This window comes from Nonomuraea terrae (genome assembly GCF_044465245.1).
In the GTDB taxonomy this organism is placed as follows: domain Bacteria; phylum Actinomycetota; class Actinomycetes; order Streptosporangiales; family Streptosporangiaceae; genus Nonomuraea; species Nonomuraea terrae.
Genome location: NZ_JBITLL010000003.1, coordinates 25,190 through 48,625 on the forward strand (window position 1 = coordinate 25,190; position 23,436 = coordinate 48,625).

Here is a 23,436-nt window from a genome sequence, read left to right on the forward strand (position 1 = left end):
CAGCCGCCCGCGGCGAGCGGGTGACCTCGACGGGCCGGGACAGGAACGGCGAACGGCCGCCGGGCAGGCGCCGGACCAGCCGGGCCCGGCTGCCACCTGTCGCCGTCGCACACGATCGGCGCCGAAGGGGGCCGCGGCCCTCCGGCTCGGGTTCCAGCCGGTCCCGGCACCAGCGCATCCATCCGTGCAGGAAGCCGTAGGCTGGACTGTCACGTCCAATCTGGAGGGGTCATGCGTCCGCTGACGCGCAAGGGTGCCGCGACGCGGCAACGCATCCTCGAAGGCGCGGCCACGCACATCCGCGAGCACGGTGTGGCCGACACGACGCTCGACGACATCCTGGCCAGGACATCGACGAGCAAGAGCCAGCTCTTCCACTACTTCCCCGGCGGCCGGGAGGAGCTGCTGCTGGCCGTGGCCCGCCTCGAGGCCGACCGTGTGCTGGAGGACCAGCAGCCCCAGCTCGGCGACCTCACGTCGTGGGACGCCTGGGAGCAGTGGCGCGACCGGGTCGTCGAGCGCTACCGCAGCCAGGGCAGCCAGTGCCCGCTCAACTCCGTCATGTCGCAGGTGCGCGGCAACACGCCCGGCGCCCAGGCCGTGGTCACCGAGCTGATGAACCACTGGCAGGCGGAGATCGCCGCCGGCGTACGGCACATGCAGGCCGCGGGCCAGATCGACCCGGGCCTCGACCCCGACCGGGCGGCGGCCGCGCTGCTCGCGTGCATTCAGGGGGGTGTGCTGATCCAGCTGTCCACCGGCCGCACCACGCACCTGGAGGCCGCCCTCGACATGGGCCTCGCCCACCTCCGAGCCGGCCGCCCACCGTCGTCCTGACGTCTCAGGTCTGGACTTGTAAGTCCATTTTTCGCCGCGCAAGCTGTGGTCCGCACAGTACGGCACGCCTGCGAACGGAGTAACACCCTCATGCCCGTGGACCACTACTACCTGCTCGGACGTTCGGGGCTGCGCGTCAGCCGGCTCGCGCTCGGCACGATGAACTTCGGCACCGGCGGCTTCCACGCCGCGTACGGCAAGACCGAGCAGGAGGCCCGCCCCATCTTCCGCCGCTACCTCGAAGCGGGCGGGAACCTCCTCGACACCGCCGACTTCTACACCGCCGGAGAGAGCGAGACCATCCTCGGCAACCTCATCGCGGAGGCCGGGGTGCGCGACCGGGTGGTGCTCACCACCAAGTTCACCAACAGCGTCGACCCCGCGGACCCGAACGCGGGAGGCAACGGCCGCAAGCACATGATCCGGGCGGTGGAGGCGTCACTGCGCCGCCTGCGTACCGACTACATCGACCTGTACCTGCTGCACACCTGGGACCGCATCACGCCCGTCGAGGAGGTCATGCGGACCTTCGACGACCTCACCAGGGCCGGGAAGATCCGCTACGCGGGCCTGTCGGACGTGCCGGCCTGGTACGCGGCCCGCGCCCAGACCTTCGCCGAGGCCAACGCGCTCGTCCCGGTGGTCAGCCTGCAACTGCCCTACTCCCTCGTCAACCGGACGATCGAGCTCGAACACGTCGACATGGGGCGCAGTCTGGGGCTCGGCATCACCGCGTGGAGCCCGCTCGCCGGCGGCTTCCTGACCGGCAAGTACCGGGCCTCCGACCAGGGCCTGGCCGGGGAGGGCCGGCTCGCCGGCGACGACCCGTCGGGTGGCTCCTGGACGGACCGGGACTGGCGGCTGCTGGCGGCGCTGGAAAGCGTCGCCGGCGAACTCGGCGTGAGCATGGCGCAGGTAGCGCTCAACTGGGTCGCCACCCAGCCCGGTGTCGCCTCGGCGATCGCCGGGGCGAGCAGCGCGGAGCAGCTCGACGCGAACATGGCGGCACTCGGCTTCGAGCTGCCGGCCGGCCTGCGCGCCAAGCTCGACGAGGCGAGCGCGGTGCCGCCTCCGTCGGTCTACCGCATGTTCACACCCGCCTACCAGAGCTGGTTGATCAACCCCGGCCTGAAGGTCGCCGACAAGCCCGCCGGCTACGCCCCCGCCGTACGGAACTGGGTGCCGGGCAGCGCCACCTGACGCCGCACGCCTGCGCACACGGGCACACCTCATAATGGGGAACCTTGGTGTGAAGGAGGAGGTCGGGTTGGTTCGTCCCACATCGGACGGCGGGACGGCCGGCCCTGCCGAACCGGTCGCCGGCCGCCGCGAACGCAAGAAGCAGGCCACCCGGGCCGCGCTCCGGGAGGCCGCCCTGCGCCTGTCCCTGCGCCACGGCGTGGAGAACGTCACCGTCGAGCAGATCGCCGAAGAGGCCGACATCGCGCTGCGCACTTTCTTCAACTACTTCTCCAGCAAGGAAGAAGCGGTCGTGGCGTCCGTGTCATCGGCCGCGCAGGAGCTCATCAGCCAGTTCAGAGCCAGGCCGCGGACGGAGACGGTGCTGCGGGCGTTCCGCGAGGCGGTGATGGTCGTCATGAACGAGAGCGACACGGCCGGCCGCGACCACATCCGGGCGCTGCGGCTGATCCGCTCCACGCCCACGCTGGTGCCCCAGCAGCTGGCCGTGCTCGCGGCCCAGGAGAGGGCTCTGGCCGAGGCGATCGCCGAACGCGTCGGCCTGCCCGTCGCGTCGCCCCGCGACTCGATCTATCCGGTCGTCTGCGCGGCCGCCGTCCTGACCTCGCTCCGCGTGGTCCTCGACCGATGGCTCCAGCAGCCGGCCGACCCCGACCAGCCGCCGGACATGACGGCGCTGAGCCGCCAGTTCGACGCGGCGATCGGCGAGCTCGCCGCGGGCCTGGACCGCCCGGGCCGCGTGAGCGGCTAGCCGCTCGTGGTGACCAGCGGGCCGGCGACCACGGCGAGCCGCAGCTTGGTCTCGTCCTCGCTGCCGGGCTCCGGAGTCATGATCACGATCTTGAACTCGGAGTCGCCGTCCGTCAGCACGTCGCAGTCCACCATGACCGGCCCGACCGAGGGGTGCTCGATCGTCTTGTGGTCCTCACGATGAGCGGCCACCGTGCCCATCGCCCACAGCTCGGCGAACCGTTCGTTGCCTGTGTTCAGTTCGCGGATCAGCGCCGCCAGGCGCGCGTCCTGAGGGAAGCGGCCGGTGGCGCGGCGCAGGTCGGACACGACGGCGACGTCGGCGACCTCCCCGTCCCGTTCGATCACCGGCCATTGCGCCAGGCGAGGCTCTGCGCCCACCGGGAACCTCTCACGGGCGAAATTCCGCAGCCGCGGCGGCGCCGACGACGGATCGCCCAGCAGGGCGGCCCAGCTGCGGTTCCACCAGATCAGCTGCCAGTCCGCCGCGAACACGGCGACCGCGACGTCTCCAAGCCGGGACAGCACGCGGTGAACGCCCGGGGGGATGTGGTCGGAGATCGCGCCGTCCGCCGGCGGGATGAGGTTGGCCAGCCGGTACAGGTGGTCCCGTTCGGCGACGGTCAGCTGCAGGGCCCGCGCGAGGGACGCGACCACCTGCGCCGAGGGCGTCGTGGCGCGTCCCTGCTCCAGGCGCACGATGTAGTCGACCGACACGCCGGCGAGTTCGGCGAGCTCCTCGCGGCGCAGCCCGGTCGCGCGGCGTGACCGGCCCACCGGCAGCGCCGCAGCCGACGGGGGCAGCCGATCCCGCCACGTACGGATCATCGCGCCGAGCCCGGCCCCAGGTTTCGTCGTCATGGCATCCATCTTCCGTCAGAACGCGACGTCGATGATGGTACTGCTGCTCCTACCGTCAAGGCGTCCCTGGCCGAACGCCTCAGGCGAAACCGACAATGGCCACATGACGATTACTTTCATCACCGGGGCGAACAAGGGGCTCGGCCGTGAGACCGCCCGCCGCCTCGTCGGCCTCGGCCACACCGTGCTGGTCGGCGCCCGCGATCCCGAGCAGGGTACGAAGGCCGCCGCCGAGCTCGGCGCGCGGTTCGTGCAGATCGACGTGACCGATGACGCGTCCGTCGCGGCCGCGGCCGCAGAGGTCGCCGAGCACGAGGGCCGGATCGACGTCCTCGTCAACAACGCCGGCGTCCACGGCCCCCTCGGCGATCCCGGCACGCTGACGGGCGCCGACGCCCTCAGCGTCTTCGACGTCAACGTCGCCGGTGTGGTGCGGACGACCACGGCGTTCCTGCCGCTGCTGCGCCGATCATCGGATCCGGTCATCATCAACGTCAGCAGCGGCATGGGCTCGCTCGCCTACACCCATGACCCGTCGCGGGCCGAGTCGTCGGTGGTCGCGCCGCTCTACACCGCCTCCAAGGCGGCGCTCACGATGCTGACCACCCAGTACGCCAAAGGCCTGCCGGACATCCGCGTCAACGCCGCCGATCCCGGCTACACGGCGACCGCCCTCAACGGGTTCAGCGGCCCGCAGACCGTCACCGAGGGCACCGACGCCATCGTCGGCCTGGCCATCGAGGAACCCGGCGCCGGCTCCGGTCGCTTCGTCGGCCGTACCGGTGAGATCGCCTGGTCCTGACGGCTCAACGAGGCGACGGCAGCACGGACAGCTCGCAGGGGTAGGAGTCGGCGGGGGCGCTCAGCACCCAGACGATCATCTCGGCCAGCGTCCGCGGCCGGATGCACGCCTCGGGATCGTACGGACGCCCGAAGGCACTCCTGACCTCGCCCAGCAGATCCGTCGCGGTCGCCCCGGGATAGACGGTGGTGACGCGGATCCCGTGGGCGGCCTCCTCCTCGCGCAGGGAATCGGCCAGCTCCCGCAGCGCCGCCTTGCTGGCCACGAACGCCGACCAGCGGGGGACGCCGGTCAACCCGGCCGAGGCGTTGACGAAGATCACATGGCCTCTGGACCGCCGCAACGCGGGCAGCGTCAGCCGTACCAGCTCGGCGGCGGAGGCCACGTTCACCGCCATCGTCCGCCGCCACGTCTCAGGGCCGGCGTCGGCGACGGCCTCGACGGGGGAAATGCCCGCGCAATGCACCAGCGCCTGCACCTCTCCCCATTCCCCGGCGCCGGCCAGCGTCTCGGGGTCGGCCAGATCGGCCTCGATCCCCCGTACGCCCAGCCGCCCGACGTCGCGCCCGACGGCGGTCACCTGATGCCCTGCCGCTGTGAGCGCGCCGACCAGCGCCGTCCCGATTCCCCCGGTGGCCCCGGTCACCAGCACATGTCCCATGACGACTCCCTCCGTGCCGCCTGATCATCGCAGAGGCGTGCGGCACGCGGTTCAGGCGCGGGCGCCGCCGTCGACGCGCAGGACCGCGCCGGTCACGTACGACGCCCGGTCGGACAGCAGCCAGGCGGCGGCCTGGGCGATCTCGTCGGGGTCGGCCGCGCGGCGCAGCGGGGTGTGCGCCGCGAGCCGCTCGCTGAGACCGGGCGAATGCGTTTCCCACGTGCGGATCATCTCGGTGGCCGTGTTGCCGGGGGCGATCGCGTTGACGCGGATGCCCTCGGGCCCGTACGTGATGGCGGCCGACTCGGTGAGGCTGTTGACCGCCCGCTTCATCGCCCCGTAGACGGGCAGCTCGGGGTTGCCCATCAGGCTGCCGACGGACGAGTTGTTGACGATGGCCCCCGTCCCCGCGGTGGCGCGGATGGCGGCGACCTCGGCGACCATGGCCAGCCACGGGCCCCTGAGGTTCACGGCGTAGACGTGGTCGAAGACGGCCTCGCTGACCTGGTCCATCGGGCCGGGCGGCGTGATGGTCGCGCCGTTGTTGAAGGCGACGTCGAGCCGGCCGTACAGGTCCACGACGCGGTCGACGGCGGCGCGCACGCTGGTCGCGTCGGCCAGGTCGCACACCACGTGGTCCGCGACGCCGCCGGCCGCCCGCACCTCCTCGGTCACCGCTTTCAGCTCCTCCTCGGTGCGGGCCGCGAGCAGCACCCGGGCGCCCTCCCGGGCGAACAGCCGCGCCGCGGCGGCGCCGATCCCGCGCCCCGCACCGGTGATGAAGGCGACCTTGTCTGCCAGCAGGCCCTGAGTGGTGAAGGTGTTGTCCATGTCTTCGAGCCTGCGGGACTCCGGGCCGCTCATCCAGGCATCGGCGGTACCTGGCTGGGCTCGGCGGGCGCCCGCGCATACTGGAAGGGTGGACAGACGAGAGCTGGCGGCCTTCCTGCGCAGCAGGCGGGAGCGGATCACGCCCGCCGACGTGGGTCTTCCCGCGGGGTCGCGCCGGCGCACGCCCGGGTTGCGGCGTGAGGAGGCGGCGCAGCTGGCCTTTATCTCGACCGAGTACTACACGCGGCTGGAGCAGGCCCGCGCCCCGCGCCCGTCGCGGGAGGTGCTGGCCGGGCTGGCGCGGGCGCTGCGCCTGTCGGACGCCGAACGCGACCACCTGCACCACCTCGCCGGCGCCCCGCCCGGCCCTCCGCCCGGGCCCTCCCGTGAGGTGCGGCAGAGCATCCTCGACCTGCTGCGGCGGCTGCCGCAGTCCGCCGCCTTCGTGATCTCCGCGACGTACGAGGTGATCGCCTGGAACGATCTGGCGGCCGCCCTCATGGAGGACTTCTCGGCCTTGTCGCGGCGCGACCGCAACCTGGTGCGCCGGGCGTTCCTCGGGCCGCACCCGCAGGGGCGGAGGTTGTTCGGGGTCTCGGACGCGGACGACTTCGCCCGCCTCGCGGCCCGGGATCTGCGCGCCGCCGCCGCCCGCTACCCCGACGACCCCGAGGTGGCCGCTCTGGTGGCCGAGCTTGTCGACGGAAGCGCGGAGTTCGCCCGGCTCTGGTCCTCTCACGACGTGTCCGCCGAACTCACCCTGCGCAAGACCTTCCAGAACCCGCTGGTCGGCCCGGTCACCGTCAACTGCGACGTCCTCGACATCACCGACCGCGACCAGCGGGTCGTCATCTACACCGCCGATCCCGGCTCTCCGTCGGAGGAGGCGCTGCGGCTGCTGTCGGTCGTCGGCACGCAGCGCATGGACGCGCCCCGCTGAGCGGCGCCGGTCACAGCACGCGGTAGTCGTCCGGATCGGGTCGGCGGGTTCTCTCCCAGTACTCCATGAGGGTGAACGGCCAGTTCTGCGAGACCCGGCCGAGGGCGTTCTTGTACCAGCTGTTCACTGTGGACGCCCCCCAGGCCCGTTCCCGGTTGGCGGCGTCGATCAGCTCGTTGTACGTGTCGTGCACGTCCTCACGGCACTCCAGCGCCCCGTGTCCGTCGCGCAGCAGCAGGCGCAGGCATTCCAGGATGTAGTGCGCCTCGCATTCGGAGAAGAAGATGATGCTGCCGTTGATCACGATGTTGGTGTTCGGCCCGTACATCAGGAACAGGTTGGGGAAGCCGGGCACGGTCATGCCGAGGTAGGCGCGGGCGTCGCCGTTCCAGCGCTTGTGCAGGTCCGCGCCTTCGCGGCCGGTCACCGTCATCGGCACGAGGAAGTCGGAGGCGGCGAACCCGGTGGCGTAAACGATGACGTCGGCGTCGTAGGTCCGCTCCGCGGTGACGATCCCGTGTTCGGTGATGCGGCTGATCGGGTCGGTGACGAGTGTGACGTTGTCGCGTTTGAGGGCGGCGGCCCACACGCCGTTGTCGCGCAGCATGCGTTTGGCGCCGGGCGGGTAGTCGGGGACGGCGGCGCGCAGCAGGTCCGGCCGGTCGGCGAACAGGTGCTCCAGGTACGCGGTGAGCAGGGCGCGGCGTTCGTCGTTGACCGCCGAGACCGCGCGCCGGCCCGCGGGCCAGGCGGGGTCGACGTACACGCTGGGCAGGCCGCCTTCGACGTTGGCGGTGAACAGCCAGAAGCGGTACCACTGCGCGTAGCCGGGCACGTGCCGGAACAACCAGCGCAGGCCGTCGGCGACGGGGTCGTGGTAGTGGGGCGTCGGCGCGAGCCATGGCGCGGTGCGCTGGAAGACGACCAGGCTTGCGGCGGTGCGGGCGATCTCGGGCACGAACTGGAACGCGCTGGCCCCCGTGCCGATCACGGCGACGCGTTTGCCGGTCAGGTCGACGTCGTGGTCCCAGCGCGCCGAGTGGAAGCTCGGCCCGGCGAAGTCGTCCCTGCCGTCGATGTCCGGGTAGCGGGGCCGGTTGAGCTGGCCCACCGCGGAGACGACGGCGTGGGCGGCGAGCACGTCGGTGCCGCCGTCAGGGGTCCGCACGCGTACCGCCCACGTGCGGGTGTCGTCGTCGAAGTCGGCGGACAGCACCTCCGTGCCGAATCGGATGTGCTCGCGGACGCCGGCGCTGTCGGCGAAGCGCCGGAAGTACTCCAGCAGCACGTCGCGGGTCGAGAAGTACGACGGCCATGCGTCGTGCTCGACGAACGAGTAGCCGTACAGGTGGCTGCTGACGTCGACGCGGCAGCCGGGGTAGGCGTTCTCCAGCCAGGTGCCCCCGACGTCGTCGTTCTTCTCCACGATCGTGTACGGGACGCCGGCCTGGCCCAGCCGGTGGCCGGCGAGCAGGCCCGACATGCCCGCTCCCACGATGACGACGTGGAACGGCCGGTCGGGGGCCAGGTCGTCCTTGTGCCACCGGGGTGCCGCCGGGTCGTCCGGGGCGGCGAGCTCGTCGAGCAGCAGCGGCAGGTAGCGGTCGGCGTCGCCGCCGGCCAGGAACCGCACGGCCCGCATCGTGGCCTCGCCGTCCGCCGGGTCCTGCCCGAGCGGGAGCAGTCCGTCGCGGGCGGCGGTGAGCGCGGCGAACGCCAGCGAGCGCGCCTCGTCCTGTTCCCGCGGCGTGTAGCCGCCCTGCGGCAGCAGCCTCTTGGCCGGGGACGGGCGCAGCCGCTCCGGCAGCAGCGCCGGATCCCCGGTGGCGGCGGCGAGCGCGGCGAGCAGCGACGGGAGCTCGGCGTCGAGGAGGGCCCGCCGGATGACGTCGTCGCCGTCGGTGATCGGTTCCGCGGCCCGGGTCACGCGGTCATCTCCGCCACGACGCCGCGCGCCGCGCGGACGGCCCCGACGACCTTCTCACGGGCACGATCGGCGGAGCGGGACACCCGGCTCCGGTGGAGGAGGTCGCGCACCCGGACACCGTCGCGCACGACGGCGGGCGGCAGCCCGCTCAAGGGGGCGGCGCGCTCTGGCATGGCGCGGATCTGCGGATCAAGAGGCATGAAGGCCCCTCTCCAGTAGCGGTTCACGCCTTTCCCGGCACGCTAGTACATTTTGGAATCCCGTTTCAAGAATGGTCAGCCGTTCGGCAGGATGACGGCGCGGCCGTGCACCTTGCCGTCGTGCAGCCGCGCGTACGCGTCAGGCGCCCGGTCCAGGGTGTAGGTCTCGACGTGGACCTCGACGGCGCCCGTCCGGGCGAGGTCGAGCACCTCGATGAGCTCGGCGCGGGTGCCCCAGTAGGTGGTGGTGACCGTCGTCCCGTACGGGAGCGCGCCGAAACCGACGGGAAGCCGCCCCCCGCCCAGCCCGGCGATCACGATGTCGCCGTCCAGGCCGGCCACCGCCCCGGCGAGGGCGACGGTCGCGGGGGCGCCCACGAAGTCGAAGACCGCGCGGGCTCCCAGCCCGTCCGTCAGCGCCCGGACGGCCGCCGCGGCGTGCTCGTCCGGCAGGAGCGTCTCGTGGGCGCCGACCTCGCGGGCCAGCGCCAGCTTGTCCTCGGAGACGTCGAGCGCGACGACCGTGGCGGGGCTCAGGGCGCGCAGGAGCTGCACGCCGACGTGGCCGAGCCCGCCGACGCCGATGACGACGGCGGTGCCGCCGGGCCTCAGCTTCGGCAGCGTGCGTTTGATCGCGTGGTACGGCGTCAGCCCCGCGTCGGTGAGCGGCACGGCCCGCACCGGGTCCAGATCGCCGAGCGGCACGAGGTGGCGGGCGTCGTCCACGAGCAGGTACTCGGCGATCGCCCCCGCCGCGCCCAGCCCCGGCGGGAAGATGCCCAGCCCGGCGGCCCGCGGGCAGTAGTTCTCCCTGCCCTCGGCGCACGCGGCGCAGAGGCCGCAGCCCCACGCGCCGTAGACGGCGACCGCGTCGCCCACCTGCCATCGGGTGACGCCCGCGCCCAGCGCGGCGACCGTGCCGGCGCCCTCGTGGCCGAGGACCAGCGGCAGCGGGAAGGGCAGCGCCTCGCCGGGCACGCTCATCACGGCGAGGTCGGAGTGGCAGACCCCGGCCGCGGCGACCTTGACCAGCACCTGCCCGGGGCCCGGCTCCGGATCGGGGACGGTGACCACTTCCGGCCCGCCGCCGTCGCCGCGGAAACACAGCGCTCTCATGACTCTCCTAGCGCGCCGAGTAGGCGCCGTCGACGAGGTGGTACCCGCCGTGGACGAACGACGCGCGCGGCGACAGAAGGAACGCCACCAGCTCCGCCACCTCCTCGGCGCGGCCGAGGCGCCCGGCGGCGTGCAGGCTCGCCAGCACCTGCTTGGCGTCCTCGCCCACGCCGTCCAGCAGCGGCGTCTCGATGAATCCCGGCCCGACCGCGTTGATCCGCACGCCCCGCGGCGCGTACTCCAGCGCGGCCGTCTTCGTCAGCCCGACGACGCCGTGCTTGGCGGCGACGTAGGCGGCCTGGCCGGGGAAGCCGTTGACGCCCAGGGCGGAGGACATGTTGACGACCGCGCCGCCGCCGCAGGCCAGGATCGCCGGCAGCTCGTGGTGCAGGCAGTAGAAGACGCCGTCCAGGTTCGTGGCGATCACCCGCCGCCAGTCCGCGAGGTCGTGGTCGCCGACGTGCCCGCCGGCGCCGGACACTCCGGCGTTGTTGACGGCCAGGTGCAGCCCGCCCAGCCCGTCCACCGTGGCCTCGACCGCGGCGCTCACGGACTCGGCGTCGGTCACGTCGACCGGCACCGCGAGCGCTCGCGCCCCTGCCGCGGTCAGGTCACGCACGGCCCGCTCGGCCCCCGCCTTGTCGAAGTCCGCGACCGCGACGGCCGCGCCCCCGGCGGCCAGGCGGCGGGCGACGGCCAGGCCGATCCCCGACGCGCCGCCGGTGACGAGGGCGGCGCGCCCCTCGAACTCCGTCGCGTACTCGCCGCTCGGCAGCGCCATGTGCACCTGCTTTCTCGGATGTCAGAACATGATCAGCGAGCGGATCACCCGGCCCGACGTCATGGCCGTGAACGCCTCGCCGACGCCGTCGAGGGTGATGCGCCTGCTGATCAGCCCGTCCAGGTCGAGCCGCCCGGCCCGCCACAACCGCAGCATGCGGACGAAGTCGGTGCGTACGTCGCCGGAGCCGTACACGCAGCCGAGCAGCCGCCGCTCGCCGGCGAACAGTTCCCCGGCGGTGAAGGTCACCTGCTCGGTGAAGCTTCCCGCGCCGACCACGACGGTGGCGCCGCCGCGCCGGGCGGCGTCCCAGGCCTGCCTGATGGTCGCCGAGCGGCCGACGACCTCGAAGGCGTAGTCGAACCCGCGCCCCTCGGTCAGCTCCTTGACCGCCTCGGCCAGCCCGTCCGCAGTGGCCGTGTGGGTGGCGCCGAAGCGCCGGGCGGCCTCCAGTTTCGCGGACAGGCGGTCCACGGCCAGCACGGTCGCGGCTCCGGCCAGCGCGGCGCCCTGGATGACGTTGATCCCGACGCCGCCGCAGCCGATCACCGCCACCGAGGACCCGGGACGCACCCGCGCGGTGTTGATCACCGCGCCGACGCCGGTCAGCACCGCGCACCCGACGACGGCGGCCACGTCGAACGGCACGTCGTCCGGGATCGGGACGGCGGCCCGAGCGTCCACCACGGTCTCCTCGGCGAAACAGCCCACGCCGAGCGCCGCGTGCGCCGGCCCGTCACCGAGGCCCAGCGTGGGCGCCGCCGTGGAGGCGCGGGCCGCTGTGCACAGGTTCGGCTGCCCGCCCAGGCAGAAGAAACAACTCCCGCACGGCGGGATCCAGGACAGGATCACGTGCGTGCCGACCGGCGGGCCGCTCACGCCCGGGCCCAGCTCGACCACCTCTCCCGCGCCTTCGTGGCCGGGCACCAGGGGCAGTTGCGCGGGCAGGGTGCCGTCGCACATCGACAGGTCGGAGTGACACACGCCGGCGGCGCGCAACCGTACCCGCACCTGGCCGGGGCCCGGCGGCCGCAGGGTCAGCTCGTCGCTCACCTCGACGGGCTTGCCCACTTCCCGCAGGACGACGCCTCGCATCGCGCCTCCCGGGCCTAGAGCTGGACGGTCGTGGTGGTGAGGAACTCCTCCAGGCCGAACCGGCCGTACTCGCGGCCGTACCCGGACTGTTTGAACCCGCCGAACGGGGCCAGGCCGTTGTGCGCGCCGTCGTTGACGCGGATCTGCCCGGCCCTGATGCGCCGCGCCACCCGGTGGGCGCGCTCGGCGTCGGCGCCGCGCACGCCGGCGGCCAGCCCGTAGGCGGTGCCGTTGGCGATGCGGACCGCCTCGTCCTCGTCGGCGTACGGCAGGATGACCAGGACCGGCCCGAAGATCTCCTCCTGGGCGATCCGCGACTCGGGGGCGACGCCGCTCAGCACGGTGGGCCGTACGTAGAAGCCGCGCTCCAGCCCGTCCGGCGCGCCGGGGCCGCCGGTGAGGGTGGTGGCGCCGTCCGCGGCGGCGGCGCGCAGGTGCTCGCGGACGCGTTCGCGCTGCACGGCCGAGACCAGCGGCCCCAGCCGGGTGGCCGCGTCGCGCGGGTCGCCCGGCGTGTACGTCTCGGCCTCCTCGGCCGCGATCCGCTCGGCCCGCGCCAGCCGCCCGCGCGGGATGAGCAGCCTGGTCAGCGCCGAGCAGGTCTGGCCGGAGTTCAGGTAGCACGCCGCCACGCCCTTGCGCACGGCGTCCTCGAAGGCCGTGTCGTCCAGGTCGTCGAGCAGCACGTTCGGCGACTTGCCGCCCAGCTCCAGCGCGGTGCGCTTCACCGTCGCGGCGGCCAGCTCGGCGACCCGCCGCCCGGCGCGGGTGGAGCCGGTGAACGACACCATGTCGACCAGCGGATGCGCCGCCAGCGCCTCGCCCGCCTCCGGCCCGACGCCGCACACCAGGTTGAACACGCCCGGCGGGAACCCCACCTCGTGCATCACCTCGGCCAGCGCGAACGCGTTGAGCGGGGTGACCTCGCTCGGCTTGAGCACCACCGTGCAGCCGGCGGTCAGGGCGGGAGCGACCTTGGCCGCGATCTGGTGCAGCGGATAGTTCCACGGGGTGATGGCGCCGACGACGCCGATCGGGTCCCGGTGGACCACCGCGCCGCCCAGCCGCTCCTCGAACTCGACGCTCGAGGCGACCTCCGGCATCGAGGCGAACGTCCTGATGGGCGCGCCCACCTGGATGAGCCGCGTCAGCCGCAGGGGCATGCCCAGCTCGTCGACGATGGTGTCCGTGAGCTGCTCGGCGCGCTTGTCCAGCGCGGCGGCGACGGCGGCGCAGAGCGCGGCCCGTTCGGCGGCCGGGCGCGCGGACCAGGCGGGCAGCGCGGCCGCCGCCGCCTCCACGGCCCGCGCGACGTCCTTGGCGTCGCAGCGCGGAACCTCGGCGATGACGTCCTCGGTGGTGGGATTGACCACGGGGATGACCTCGCCGCCGCTCGCCTGCACCCACTCGCCGTCGACATAGATCCGGTGCGGCATGCCCTCACCTCGGAAGATTCTAGATTCTCATTCTAGAAGGATTAGATCACGGTGTCCGCGAGCTGGGAAGACCCGTCCGCTCACCCTTGACAGAACAAATAAATGGATTTTCGATACCTGCAGGAAACGCATCACGGGTGTCCCGCCCGCGATGCCGGTCAACCGGGCGCGCAGCGGTGATCGCCCTCAAGGAGCCGCACCATGACCGTGGACGACCGCTTCGGCGACGACCTCCAGCGCACCCGCAGGCAACGGTTCCTCAGCGGCCACCAGAGCGAGATCGTCACCGATCCCGTCTCCGACTGGACGACCGACTTCTCCCACGTCGACCCCGAGTGGGCCGCGGACCCGTACCCGATCCAGGACGAGCTGCGGCAGCGCTGCCCGATCGCCCACACCGACCGGTTCGGCGGCGCGTGGCTGCCCACCCGCTACGACGACGTCGCCGCCATCGCCTACGACACCGAGCACTTCACCTCCCGCGCGATCATCGTCAGCAACATCCGGCCGCCCGCCGACCTGGCCCCGGTCGGCGGCGCGCCGCCGATCTCCTCCGACCCGCCGTTCCACCACGACGCCCGCAAGCTGCTGCTGCCCGCCTTCACCAAGAACGCCGTCGCCCGGCAGGAGCCCGGCACCAGGGCGTACTGCCACGCCCTCATCGACGCCTTCGACGGGCGCGACGTCGTGGACGCGGCCCGCGAGTACGCCAAGCAGATCCCGATGCGGGTCATCGCCGACCTGCTCGGCTTCCCGCAGGAGGACAGCGAGAAGTTCGGCGCGTTCGTCGAGAACACCCTGGAGGACATCAACGCCCCGGCCGAGGTACGCCTGCAGCGCATCACCAGGCTGTCGGAGTACCTGCTGGAGCAGATCCACGACCACATCGCCCACCCGCGCGACGACCTGACGTCCCACCTGCTCGACGCCGAGCTCCACGGGCGCAGGCTCGAGCCCGGCCACGTGCTCGGCACGATCAACCTGCTGCTCATCGCGGGCATCGACACGACGTGGAGCGCCATCGGCGCCTCCCTGTGGCACCTGGCCAAGACCCCCGCCGACCGCGAACGCCTGGCCGCCGAGCCGGAGCTGCTGCCGACCGCGATGGAGGAGTTCCTGCGCGCCTACGCGCCGGTCACCATGGCCCGGCTGGTCAAACAGGACATGCACTGGAACGGCGTGGACATGAAGGCCGACGACTGGGTGCTGCTGCCGTTCCCCGCGGCCAACCGCGACCCCGCGCAGTTCGACCGCGCCGGCGAGGTGGTCATCGACCGCGAGGTCAACCGGCACGCCGCCTTCGGCCTGGGCATCCACCGCTGCGTCGGCTCCCACCTGGCCCGCATGGAGCTGCGGGTGGCCCTGGAGGTGTGGATGGAGCGCATCCCCTCCTTCACCCTCGCCGACCCCGGCGCGGTCACCTGGGCGCCCGGCCAGGTCCGCGGCCCCCGCACCCTGCCCCTGCGCATCGGCTGACCACGAACGACACCCCCACAGCGACCCGAGAGCGGAGACCAGGGATGGCCCGACTGCTGCGCCCGTTCGCCGAGACCCGGCCCGAGGCACCCGCACTGACCGACGAGGACGGCGTCACCACCTGGCGCGAGCTGAACGAGCGCGTCGACCGCCTGGCCCGCGCGCTGCTCGACGCCGGGCTCGGCGCCGGCGACACCATCGCCGTCCACTCCGCCAACCGCCGCGAGTACTTCGAGGTCATGGCCGCCGCCAGCCACATCGGCCTGCGCTACGTCCTGGTCAACTGGCACTGGACCGCCGACGAGCTCCGCTACGTCCTCAGGGACGCCGGCGTGCGGGCCCTGTTCTCCGACCCGGCCTTCGCCGCGCAGGCGGGCCCGGCCGTGGACGGGCTCGACCTGCCCACGCTGATCTCCTTCGGCACCGGCATGCCGGGCTTCACCTCCTACGAGGGGTTCCTCGCCGCCGCCCCGGACGGCGAGCCGGAGGAGCAGGTGATGGGCGGCCCGATGTTCTACACCTCCGGCACCACCGGCCGGCCGAAGGGCGTCAGCCGCAAACGGCCCACGGCAGGAACCCCCGTCGAGGCCCTCAGCCTGGCCTCCGGCCACTTCGCGACGACGTTCTCCCTGCCCGGAGAGGCCCGCACGCTGCTGGCCGGCCCCGTCTACCACTCCGCCCAGTGGATGTTCTCCTTCCTGGCGCTGCTCGGCGGCAGCTCCGTCGTCATGCGCCGCTCGTTCGACCCCGCCGAGACGTTGCGCCTGATCGACCGGCACGCGATCACCAACGTGCACCTCGTGCCCACCCAGTTCGTCCGCCTGCTGCGCCTGGACGCCGCCACCCGGCGGTCCTTCTCCGGCGAGAGCCTCGTCGCGATCTGGCACGGCGCCGCCCCCTGCTCGCCCGAGGTCAAGCGCCAGATCATCGAGTGGATCGGCCCGGTCGTCAACGAGTACTACGGCTCCACGGAAGCGGGCGTCAACACGATCATCGACTCACAAGAGTGGCTGGCCAAGCCCGGCAGCGTCGGACGCCCGCAGCCCGCCACGGAGATCCACATCCTCGATTCCGACGGCGACCCGGTCAAACCCGGGCAGCAGGGCCAGATCTGGTTCCGCTACGCCAACGGCGACGACGTCGAGTACTGGGGCGACCCGGACAAGACCGCCTCCATCCACCGGGCCGGCCTGTTCACCACGGGCGACATCGGCTACTTCGACGAAGACGGCTACCTGTTCCTCTGCGACCGCACCATCGACATGATCATCAGCGGTGGCGTGAACATCTACCCGGCCGAGATCGAGAACGTGCTGATCACGCATCCGGCCGTCCGGGACGTCGCGGTCTTCGGCATCCCGGACGACGAGTTCGGCGAACAGGTCAAAGCCGCCGTCGAACTGGTGGACGGCGTGCGGGCCACCGACGGCCTGCCCGCCGAGCTGATGACCTTCTGCCGCGGCCTGCTGGCCGGCTACAAGGTGCCCCGCTCGATCGACTTCGTGCCGGAGCTGCCGCGCACCCCGACCGGCAAGCTGTACAAGCGCCTGCTGCGCGAGCCGTACTGGCAGGGCGTCTCCCGCCGGATCTGACCCGCCACCGCCACGTTCAGCCGGGCTCCACGGCGCAGGACGGTGCGACGGACGCACGGCCGCGAACGGGCATCGCGACCCGATGCACCTCGCCCACCCCGTCGGTGTCCGAGCGATCGCGGTCCATCTCGGTGAACAGCACGTCCACAGCCCCGCGGCCCAGCTCGTAGTGGGGCAACGCCACGGTGGTCAGCTTCGGCCGCATCCACGAGGCGATGGGATGGTCGTCGAAGGAGACGACGGAGACATCCGCGGGCACCTTGAGCCCGAAGTCGTCGAGCGCCTGGTAGGCGCCCATCGCGATCCGGTCGTTGAAGCAGATCAGCGCACGCGGCTTGGCGGTTCGCAGGAGGTCCCGCGTCGCCGCGAGGCCGTACTCCGGCTGCCAGTCGGGGCAGGTACGAGCGCCCGCCACCTTGACTCCCGCCTCGCCGAGCGCCTGTCTGATCCCGACGAGCCGCTCCACCGCCGCGACGCTCTCCGAGGGCACGTCGCGCAGGCCGGGACCGGCGCCGATCAAGTAGATGCCGTCGCGGTGGCCGGCGTCCAGCAGCACGCGGGCCGCGCAGCGGCCGGCCTCGACCTCGTCGGGCAGGACCGCGGGCAGGGGGAAGGCTGCTTGGGCAGCGCGTTGAGCAGCACGGCGGGCGCGGCCGTGACGCCTTTGGGCACCTTGATGGTCCTGGTGAACATCGAGGCCAGGATGAGCCCGTCCACCTGGCGGTCATGCATGGCCTGAAGCAGGAGGCGTTCGAGTGCGGCGTCGCCTTCGGTCTCACCGATGAACAGCATGAAGCCGCGGTCGCGGGCGGCCTCGAGCGCTCTGTTGATCATGTCACCGGCCAGTCGTGAGGTCGCGACGGTGTCGGAGACGAAGCCGATCGTCCGGGAGGTGCCCGTACGCATGCCCACGGAGACGATGTTGGGCCGGTACTGCAACTCGTCGGCGGCTCTCAGGAGCGGTTCTTCCAGGACCACCGGACGCTCACCGCGCTCGGCATGGGCAGCTTCGGCCCTGTCGATCTGCGAACGGGCTCACCGACGTACGGCCACATCCTGGCCACGCCGAAACCCGGCTGGGCCTGCACCGACGTCGTCTCCCCGCTGCGCACCGCGCTGAACGTCCCCGTCGCCCTGGACACCGACGTGAACGCCGCCGCGCTCGGGGAGTGGCGGCACGGAGCCGGACGGGGACGGGAGACGCTCGCCGGTCACACCAGGGCGGGGATCCGCGGCATGCGGAGGCGGCGCACGCACGAGCCGACTTCGGCGGAACCATCGCGCCGATGCTCAAGCTCACCCTGGACGGGATGGCCACGTCCGTCATCGCCGCTTCGGGCTGTGCCCGCGGAAACGTTTGACCTCCCCCCGTAGGTGAATGCGCGCTCACACTCTTGCTACTCTGCGATCGGCGTTTGAGAGCGGACATTCAAATATTCTGGGGGAACGATGCTCGACGGGTTTCGCGACGGCTACGCCGACGTCAACGGGACCAGGCTGCACTACGTCGCCGGCGGCGCGGGAGAACCACTCCTGCTCCTGCCGGGATGGCCGATGACCTGGTGGGAGTTTCACAAGATCATGCCCGTCCTGGCGCGGCGGCGCCGGGTGATCGCCGTCGACCTGCGCGGCATGGGCGACTCCGCCAAACCCGAGGGCGGATACGACAAAAAGACCATGGCCCGCGACGTGGCGGAGCTGGTCCGCCATCTCGGCCACGACCGCGTCGACGTGGCCGGCATGGACATCGGGGCGATGGTGGCCTTCAGCTTCGCCGCCAACCACCCCGAGCTCACCACCAAGGTCGCCCTGCTCGACGTGCCGCACCCGGACACGTTCTTCTACTCCTTCGGCGTGCTGCCCCGGCCGGACCAGCCGCACCTGTGGTGGTTCGCCTTCAACCAGGTCCGCGACCTGCCCGAACGGCTGCTGGAGGGCCGGTCCCGGCTGCTCATCGACTGGTGCGTGCAGAACATGGCCAAGGACCCGGACGCGATCAGCGAGCAGAGCCGGGCCGTCTACGCCGCCGCCTACGATCAGCCGGGCGCGATCCGGGCGGCCAACGGCTGGTACCAGGCGTTCGCGCAGGACATCGCCGACATGCAGACCTACGGCAAGCTCTCCGTGCCGGTGCTGGCGCTGGGAGGTCTCTACTACGAGGCGCTGCCGCTCGCGCTCTCGGACCGGGCCGACGACATCCGGTTCGTGCAGCTGGCCGGCGCCGGCCACTACCTGTCCGAGGAACGACCCGACGACGTCGCGAACGCGCTCATCGAGTTCTTCGGCTGATCTCCTGGCGAGGCGAACGGGCCGGCCTAACCCGGGCCACCGTCGTCCGCCGGTCGCCGATAGACGCCGTGCCACCAGGTCAGCGCCAGCTCGCGGGCGAACGCGGCGTCACGACCGGGGTCGCCGGCGGTGACGTGGTCGACGAGAGCCCGTTCGCCACCCATGACGATCACCCGGGCGGCGCTCTCCAGGTCGAGGTCGGCGGGGGTGCGGCCCGCGTCCTGCTCGGCGCGGAGCAGCGTGAGCGTCCAGTCCGTGAACTGGGTGAGTTCTCTGCCCCAGAAGTCACGCACCGTCGCGTCGTAGGCGGCGACCTCGGCGAGCGCCCGCCGCACGGCGGCGTGTTGGCGATAGACCCGCACCACCTGCGAGAAGACCTCCGCGAGAGCTTCGACGCCCTCCGACGGATGCCAGGCCGAGGTGACGTCGAAGGAGGAGCTCATGAGCTCGGTGGCCAGGCGCATGAGCAGGTCGACCTTGTCGCGGAAGTGGTTGTAGAAGGTCGAGCGGGCGACGCCGGCCTCGGTGGAGATCTGCTGCACGCCGAGCTCGGTGAAATTCGCACCGTCGATCAGGAGACGCTGGGTCGCGGCCAGGATCTCCGCCTCGGCCGAGGTGGGCCGGCCGACATTCGCGGTGCGTCGTCGAGTGATCGAAGGCATGTCCGGATCCTAGGCGTCTCGGCAACGTCCCTCACACTACAGCGCGTCTGGACATCGTGTAGCGTAATTTCCGGACACGATGTCCAGACGTGGCGATCGAAAAGTTGCCCGGTCGCCTGCCGGCGGACCGGACGGATCTGTTGGAAGGAATAGCTGGTGAAATATCGTCTGCTGGGACGTACAGGAGTCTGGGTCTCGGAGATCTCCCTGGGCACGATGACGTTCGGCGGCAAGGAACACCCGGTGTACCGCACTCATGGCGCACTCGGGCAGGAGGAAGTGGATCGCCTCGTCGGCACGGCACTCGACGCCGGGATCAACTTCATCGACACCGCCGACGTCTACGCCGACGGCGAGAGCGAGGAACTTCTCGGCCGCGCGATCGGGCAGCGCCGCCGGGACGTGGTGCTCGCCACCAAGCTGATCGCTCCGGTCGGGCCCGGGCCCAACGACCAGGGGCTTTCCCGCCTGCACGTGATGCGGGCCCTGGAGGACAGCCTGCGCCGGCTGAACACCGACTACATCGACCTCTACCAGATCCACAACCACGACCACCTGACGCCGATCGAGGAGACGCTGAGCGCGCTCGACGACGCGGTGCGGCAGGGCAAGGTCCGCTACATCGGCTCCTCCAACCTTTCCGCCTGGCAGATCAGCAAGGCGTTGGGCGTCTCCGCGCTGCACGACCAGGCGAAGTTCGTCGCCAATCAGGCGTACTACTCGCTGCTGTCTCGTGACGCCGAGCGTGACCTGGTGCCCATGGCCGAGGACGCGGGGCTGAGCCTGACGGTGTGGCAACCGCTCGCCGGCGGCTTCCTCACGGGCAAGTTCGACCGCGGCGGAGCCACCACCGAACCGGACTCCCGCCGAGCCCTGAACGGCTTCGACTTCGTGCCTTTCGACGAGGAGAAGGGCTTCCAGGTGCTCGACGTGCTGCGGGCCGTCGCCGCGCGGCACGACGTGAGCCCCGCACGGGTCGCCATCGCCTGGCTGCTCGCCCAGCGCGCCGTCACCAGCGTCATCGTCGGCGCCCGCAAGCTGGAACAGCTCACCGACAACATCGCCGCCGTCGACCTGACCCTCACCGAGCAGGACCTCGCCGAACTCGACGAGGTCAGCCGGTCGCCGCTCGCCTACCCCAACTGGATCCAGGGGTGGTTCGCTCCGACCCGGACCCCGGCCGGCAACCAGGCCTGACCAGGACGTCGAGCATCTCGGCTCCCCTCCCTACCGGATGCTCGGCGAACCCGCACCCGCCCTCAGGGGCTTTTTCCTCGTACGTCGAGTTGGCATGCTGAGTGCCATGAGCGTCGAGCAGCAGTTCGTGCGGATCCGGCCCATTCGTGAAGAGGACCGCCACGCCGTCATGGCACTCGCCCACCGGCTGACCGAAGGCGTGGCGGAATGGCGGGACCCTGAGGCGGTCGTGGAGGCGGCCAGGCAGTGGCTCGCCGGATCCCTCGCCTCGGCGCGGGAACAGCGCGGCGCCGTGTTCGTCGCCGAGACCGACGACGGCGTCGTCGGCGTGGTCTCCGTCAACACCCAGAAGCACTTCACCGGAACGGTCGACGCCTACGTCGGCGAACTGGCGGTCGCCCCGCACGCGGCACGCGGCGGGGTCGGCCGGCAGCTGATGGCCGCGGCCGAGACCTGGGCCCGCCGGCAGGGCGTGCGCCACCTGACACTGGAGACGGGCGCCGCCAACACGACCGCCCGCCACTTCTACGCGGCTCTGGGCTACCGGGAGGAGGCGATCCGCCTGACGCGCACCCTCGATGACGAGCCGGTAAGAAACGTGTCATGAGCCCCAAACGGCGTTGATCTTGTTGTGACTCGCCCGGTCAATGCTGGGCGGCAACCCCGACGCATATCGACGAGTCGGTCGAGCACTGGACGATCCTGGACGAAGAGCGCGACCTCCTCGCCGGCAAGCGCGGCGCCACCCGCCTCACCTTTGCGATCTTGCTGAAGTTCTACCGCCCGGAAGAGCCGATGGGTACGACCTCGGCCTGCGCCCGTGGGGCGGCATCCCGTAGCCCGGCGTGCCCGGCTTCGTGGCCACCCACCACCCCAGGGAGGACCTGCTCAGCGACAACGGCGGGACGTTCGCCTTCGACGGCCTGGAGGCCGCCATCCGTCGCGCCAGGCAGACCGCGGGCGACGAGCACGTCCTGGACATGGACGCGAACGTCGCCCGCGCCTGCTCGACGAGATCTGGCTGCACATCGCGCCCCTGCTGCTGGGCGGCGGCACGCGGCTGTTCGACGGGGAGCAGGTGGAGCCGCGGCGCCTCTCTTGCCCCCCGGCAGCGGATGATCGATACTGCCCATTACCGGGGGGAAAGCGCCATGCACCATCACCGTCCACGAGCAGGAGTGATCGCTGTGGCCCCTTCGCACCGCTACGTCCCCTCACGCCGCGACCTGCTGAGGTCCGGCATCTCGCTCGGCGCCGCCACGGGTGTCGCCGGCGTCGGCACCGCCGACGCCTCGACCGCCTGGGAACCGCCGCGCGCCCAGGGCGAGCGCAGCATGGTGAACGTGCCGTTCGAGGGTTTCGAGAACGTCCGGGTCGGGCTCATCGGCCTCGGCAACCGGGGCGGGAGCCAGGACGTGCGCTGGGGCGCCGTCTCCACCGTCACCGCCGTGTGCGACATCCGTCCGGAACGGGTCAGCCGCACCATCGCCCGCATCATGCAGCAGGGCTTCCAGGACGTCGAGCCGGTCGGCTACTCCGCGGGCGAGCAGGACTTCCTCAAGCTCGTCCAGCGCGACGACATCGACCTGATCTACATCGCCACCCCGTGGGAATGGCACTACCCGCAGGCCATGGCGGCCATGGAGCACGGCAAGCACGTCGCCGTCGAGCTGCCGATCTCCCCGCATCTGGACGAGATCTGGAGCCTGGTGCGCACGTCCGAGCGGACCCGCAAGCACTGCATGCTCCTGGAGAACGTCAACTACTTCCGTCCCGAGCTGCAGATGTTCAACATGGTCCAGGCGGGGCTCTTCGGCGACCTGCAGCACGGCTCCGGCGGCTACATCCACGATCTGCGCTGGCCGTACCTGTTCGGCGGCGCCTACCACCCCGAGCACTGGCGGCGGCGCTGGCAGACCCGGATGAACGCCCTGCACTACCCGATGCACGGCCTGGGGCCCGTCTCGGCCGCCATGGGCATCAACCGCGGGGACCGCTTCGACGAGCTGGTCGCCGTGGCCTCCGTACCCAAAGCGCTGGCCCTGTTCCGCGAGGAGGACCCGCGGGTGGCCCCGGACCACTCGTCCTGGCAGGACAGGCCGTACATCTCGGGCGACCGGCACACCTGCTTCGTCACCACCGCCGGCGGCCGGTTCATCCGGGTCGAGCACGACGTGAACTCCCCCCACCCGTACACCAGGGAGACCACGCTCACCGGCACGCGGGGGTCGATCGAGCTCGACAACGCCCGGGTCTACCTCGAATCGCTCGGCCACAACGACCACACGTGGCGGACCGGCAGCGCCTACACCGCCATCCGCCAGCAGCACGACCACTGGTTATGGCCGTTGCTGGAAGGGCTGGCCGACCAATACGGCGGGCACGGCGGCGGCGACTTCGTCTCCATCTTCCGCCTCGTCCAGTTGATGCGGCTCGGTATGACGCCCGACATCGACGTCTACGACTCGGCTGCGTGGTGCTCGGTGGTTCCGCTCAGCCACGAGTCGCTGAGGTCCGGCCGCCTGCGCCCGGTCAAGGTGCCCGACTTCACCCGCGGCCACTGGAAGGAGGCCCGCCCCACCTTCGACCGCCCGCAACCGGAGGACCCGCAGCTCAGGGCCGGTTCGACCGCCGGCCGCCGCGCCAGCGGGATCATCGAGCCGGGCAGCAGCGAAGCGAACGGGGACGCCGACCCCGCACCGGGCGCCCGCAGCGGCCAGGAAGGCGGCCGACCGGCCCTGGACGGCCAGTGACCGCGATCACCCGGAACTCCCGAGGCTACG

At 71.8% G+C, this 23,436-nt stretch carries 24 protein-coding genes; 12 read left to right on the forward strand and 12 right to left on the reverse strand.

Going from position 1 to position 23,436, the window contains the following annotated elements; all coding sequences use genetic code 11:
* The first annotated feature begins 231 nt into the window (after positions 1 to 231).
* The 3 genes from ACIBP6_RS12545 to ACIBP6_RS12555 all read left to right on the forward strand — a co-directional run bounded on the left by ACIBP6_RS12545 (position 232) and on the right by ACIBP6_RS12555 (position 2,788).
* Entirely contained in the window at positions 232 to 837 is a 606-nt protein-coding gene (locus ACIBP6_RS12545; protein WP_397051576.1) for a TetR/AcrR family transcriptional regulator, read from the forward strand.
* Positions 838 to 933: 96 nt separating this feature from the next.
* The gene (locus ACIBP6_RS12550) at positions 934 to 2,037 is read left to right on the forward strand and encodes an aldo/keto reductase (protein WP_397051578.1); all 1,104 of its coding nucleotides are present in this window, start codon (positions 934 to 936) and stop codon (positions 2,035 to 2,037) included.
* Positions 2,038 to 2,104: 67 nt separating this feature from the next.
* A complete protein-coding gene (locus ACIBP6_RS12555; RefSeq protein ID WP_397051580.1) occupies positions 2,105 to 2,788 on the forward strand; it encodes a TetR/AcrR family transcriptional regulator in 684 nt (227 codons plus the stop codon).
* On the opposite strand, the gene ACIBP6_RS12560 is transcribed toward ACIBP6_RS12555, so the two are convergent.
* Positions 2,785 to 3,648 carry a helix-turn-helix transcriptional regulator gene (locus tag ACIBP6_RS12560; RefSeq protein WP_397051582.1) on the reverse strand — a complete coding sequence of 288 codons (864 nt, stop codon included), beginning with the start codon at positions 3,646 to 3,648 and terminating at the stop codon, positions 2,785 to 2,787. The genes ACIBP6_RS12555 and ACIBP6_RS12560 overlap by 4 nt on opposite strands.
* Before the next feature lie 103 nt (positions 3,649 to 3,751).
* Here ACIBP6_RS12560 and ACIBP6_RS12565 point away from each other — a divergent pair, with 103 nt between their 5' ends.
* Entirely contained in the window at positions 3,752 to 4,450 is a 699-nt protein-coding gene (locus tag ACIBP6_RS12565) for an SDR family NAD(P)-dependent oxidoreductase (protein ID WP_397051584.1), read from the forward strand.
* A 4-nt stretch (positions 4,451 to 4,454) separates the two neighbouring features.
* Here ACIBP6_RS12565 and ACIBP6_RS12570 read toward each other — a convergent pair whose 3' ends face one another.
* Both ACIBP6_RS12570 and ACIBP6_RS12575 read right to left on the reverse strand, forming a co-directional pair.
* Positions 4,455 to 5,111 carry an SDR family NAD(P)-dependent oxidoreductase gene (locus ACIBP6_RS12570; RefSeq protein WP_397051586.1) on the reverse strand — a complete coding sequence of 219 codons (657 nt, stop codon included), beginning with the start codon at positions 5,109 to 5,111 and terminating at the stop codon, positions 4,455 to 4,457.
* Between the two features lie 51 nt (positions 5,112 to 5,162).
* The gene (locus ACIBP6_RS12575) at positions 5,163 to 5,942 is read right to left on the reverse strand and encodes an SDR family NAD(P)-dependent oxidoreductase (protein ID WP_397051588.1); all 780 of its coding nucleotides are present in this window, start codon (positions 5,940 to 5,942) and stop codon (positions 5,163 to 5,165) included.
* 88 nt (positions 5,943 to 6,030) lie between these two features.
* Here ACIBP6_RS12575 and ACIBP6_RS12580 point away from each other — a divergent pair, with 88 nt between their 5' ends.
* On the forward strand, positions 6,031 to 6,882 hold the full coding sequence (locus ACIBP6_RS12580) for a helix-turn-helix transcriptional regulator (RefSeq protein WP_397051590.1): 852 nt from the start codon (positions 6,031 to 6,033) through the stop codon (positions 6,880 to 6,882).
* 10 nt (positions 6,883 to 6,892) lie between these two features.
* On the opposite strand, the gene ACIBP6_RS12585 is transcribed toward ACIBP6_RS12580, so the two are convergent.
* From ACIBP6_RS12585 to ACIBP6_RS12610, 6 genes are all read right to left on the reverse strand, one after another.
* Positions 6,893 to 8,809, reverse strand: coding sequence for a flavin-containing monooxygenase (locus tag ACIBP6_RS12585; RefSeq protein WP_397051592.1), 1,917 nt, complete (start codon positions 8,807 to 8,809; stop codon positions 6,893 to 6,895).
* On the reverse strand, positions 8,806 to 9,009 hold the full coding sequence (locus tag ACIBP6_RS12590; RefSeq protein WP_397051594.1) for a hypothetical protein: 204 nt from the start codon (positions 9,007 to 9,009) through the stop codon (positions 8,806 to 8,808). Before ACIBP6_RS12590 ends, ACIBP6_RS12585 begins: the two co-directional genes overlap by 4 nt.
* Positions 9,010 to 9,084: 75 nt before the next feature.
* Entirely contained in the window at positions 9,085 to 10,125 is a 1,041-nt protein-coding gene (locus ACIBP6_RS12595) for an NAD(P)-dependent alcohol dehydrogenase (protein WP_397051596.1), read from the reverse strand.
* Positions 10,126 to 10,132: 7 nt separating this feature from the next.
* Complete coding sequence (locus ACIBP6_RS12600) at positions 10,133 to 10,906, reverse strand: SDR family NAD(P)-dependent oxidoreductase (RefSeq protein ID WP_397051598.1); 774 nt, start codon at positions 10,904 to 10,906, stop codon at positions 10,133 to 10,135.
* Positions 10,907 to 10,927: 21 nt separating this feature from the next.
* The gene (locus ACIBP6_RS12605; RefSeq protein WP_397051600.1) at positions 10,928 to 12,001 is read right to left on the reverse strand and encodes a Zn-dependent alcohol dehydrogenase; all 1,074 of its coding nucleotides are present in this window, start codon (positions 11,999 to 12,001) and stop codon (positions 10,928 to 10,930) included.
* 14 nt (positions 12,002 to 12,015) lie between these two features.
* Positions 12,016 to 13,437 (reverse strand): aldehyde dehydrogenase family protein, encoded by a 1,422-nt coding sequence (locus ACIBP6_RS12610; RefSeq protein ID WP_397051602.1) that lies wholly within the window; start codon positions 13,435 to 13,437, stop codon positions 12,016 to 12,018.
* Between the two features lie 201 nt (positions 13,438 to 13,638).
* Here ACIBP6_RS12610 and ACIBP6_RS12615 point away from each other — a divergent pair, with 201 nt between their 5' ends.
* Positions 13,639 to 14,913 carry a cytochrome P450 gene (locus tag ACIBP6_RS12615; protein ID WP_397051604.1) on the forward strand — a complete coding sequence of 425 codons (1,275 nt, stop codon included), beginning with the start codon at positions 13,639 to 13,641 and terminating at the stop codon, positions 14,911 to 14,913.
* Between the two features lie 44 nt (positions 14,914 to 14,957).
* Positions 14,958 to 16,505: an AMP-binding protein gene (locus ACIBP6_RS12620; RefSeq protein WP_397051606.1), complete on the forward strand. Its 1,548-nt coding sequence runs from the start codon at positions 14,958 to 14,960 to the stop codon at positions 16,503 to 16,505.
* A 16-nt stretch (positions 16,506 to 16,521) separates the two neighbouring features.
* Here the strand turns inward: ACIBP6_RS12620 and ACIBP6_RS12625 are convergent, their stop codons facing one another.
* Entirely contained in the window at positions 16,522 to 17,112 is a 591-nt protein-coding gene (locus tag ACIBP6_RS12625) for a substrate-binding domain-containing protein (protein WP_397053376.1), read from the reverse strand.
* Positions 17,022 to 17,483 carry a hypothetical protein gene (locus ACIBP6_RS12630; protein WP_397051608.1) on the reverse strand — a complete coding sequence of 154 codons (462 nt, stop codon included), beginning with the start codon at positions 17,481 to 17,483 and terminating at the stop codon, positions 17,022 to 17,024. Before ACIBP6_RS12630 ends, ACIBP6_RS12625 begins: the two co-directional genes overlap by 91 nt.
* A 21-nt stretch (positions 17,484 to 17,504) precedes the next feature.
* Between ACIBP6_RS12630 and ACIBP6_RS12635 the strand changes: the two genes are divergently transcribed.
* Complete coding sequence (locus ACIBP6_RS12635; RefSeq protein ID WP_397051609.1) at positions 17,505 to 17,879, forward strand: ROK family protein; 375 nt, start codon at positions 17,505 to 17,507, stop codon at positions 17,877 to 17,879.
* Positions 17,880 to 17,954: 75 nt separating this feature from the next.
* The gene (locus tag ACIBP6_RS12640; RefSeq protein ID WP_397051611.1) at positions 17,955 to 18,794 is read left to right on the forward strand and encodes an alpha/beta fold hydrolase; all 840 of its coding nucleotides are present in this window, start codon (positions 17,955 to 17,957) and stop codon (positions 18,792 to 18,794) included.
* A 26-nt stretch (positions 18,795 to 18,820) separates the two neighbouring features.
* On the opposite strand, the gene ACIBP6_RS12645 is transcribed toward ACIBP6_RS12640, so the two are convergent.
* Positions 18,821 to 19,456, reverse strand: coding sequence for a TetR/AcrR family transcriptional regulator (locus tag ACIBP6_RS12645; protein ID WP_397051613.1), 636 nt, complete (start codon positions 19,454 to 19,456; stop codon positions 18,821 to 18,823).
* Between the two features lie 156 nt (positions 19,457 to 19,612).
* Here ACIBP6_RS12645 and ACIBP6_RS12650 point away from each other — a divergent pair, with 156 nt between their 5' ends.
* The 3 genes from ACIBP6_RS12650 (at position 19,613) to ACIBP6_RS12660 (ending at position 23,406) form a co-directional block, all read left to right on the forward strand.
* Positions 19,613 to 20,653 carry an aldo/keto reductase gene (locus ACIBP6_RS12650; protein ID WP_397051615.1) on the forward strand — a complete coding sequence of 347 codons (1,041 nt, stop codon included), beginning with the start codon at positions 19,613 to 19,615 and terminating at the stop codon, positions 20,651 to 20,653.
* A 106-nt stretch (positions 20,654 to 20,759) separates the two neighbouring features.
* On the forward strand, positions 20,760 to 21,260 hold the full coding sequence (locus tag ACIBP6_RS12655; RefSeq protein ID WP_397051617.1) for a GNAT family N-acetyltransferase: 501 nt from the start codon (positions 20,760 to 20,762) through the stop codon (positions 21,258 to 21,260).
* Positions 21,261 to 21,498: 238 nt separating this feature from the next.
* Positions 21,499 to 23,406 (forward strand): Gfo/Idh/MocA family protein, encoded by a 1,908-nt coding sequence (locus tag ACIBP6_RS12660; protein WP_397051619.1) that lies wholly within the window; start codon positions 21,499 to 21,501, stop codon positions 23,404 to 23,406.
* The last annotated feature ends 30 nt before the right edge of the window (positions 23,407 to 23,436 follow it).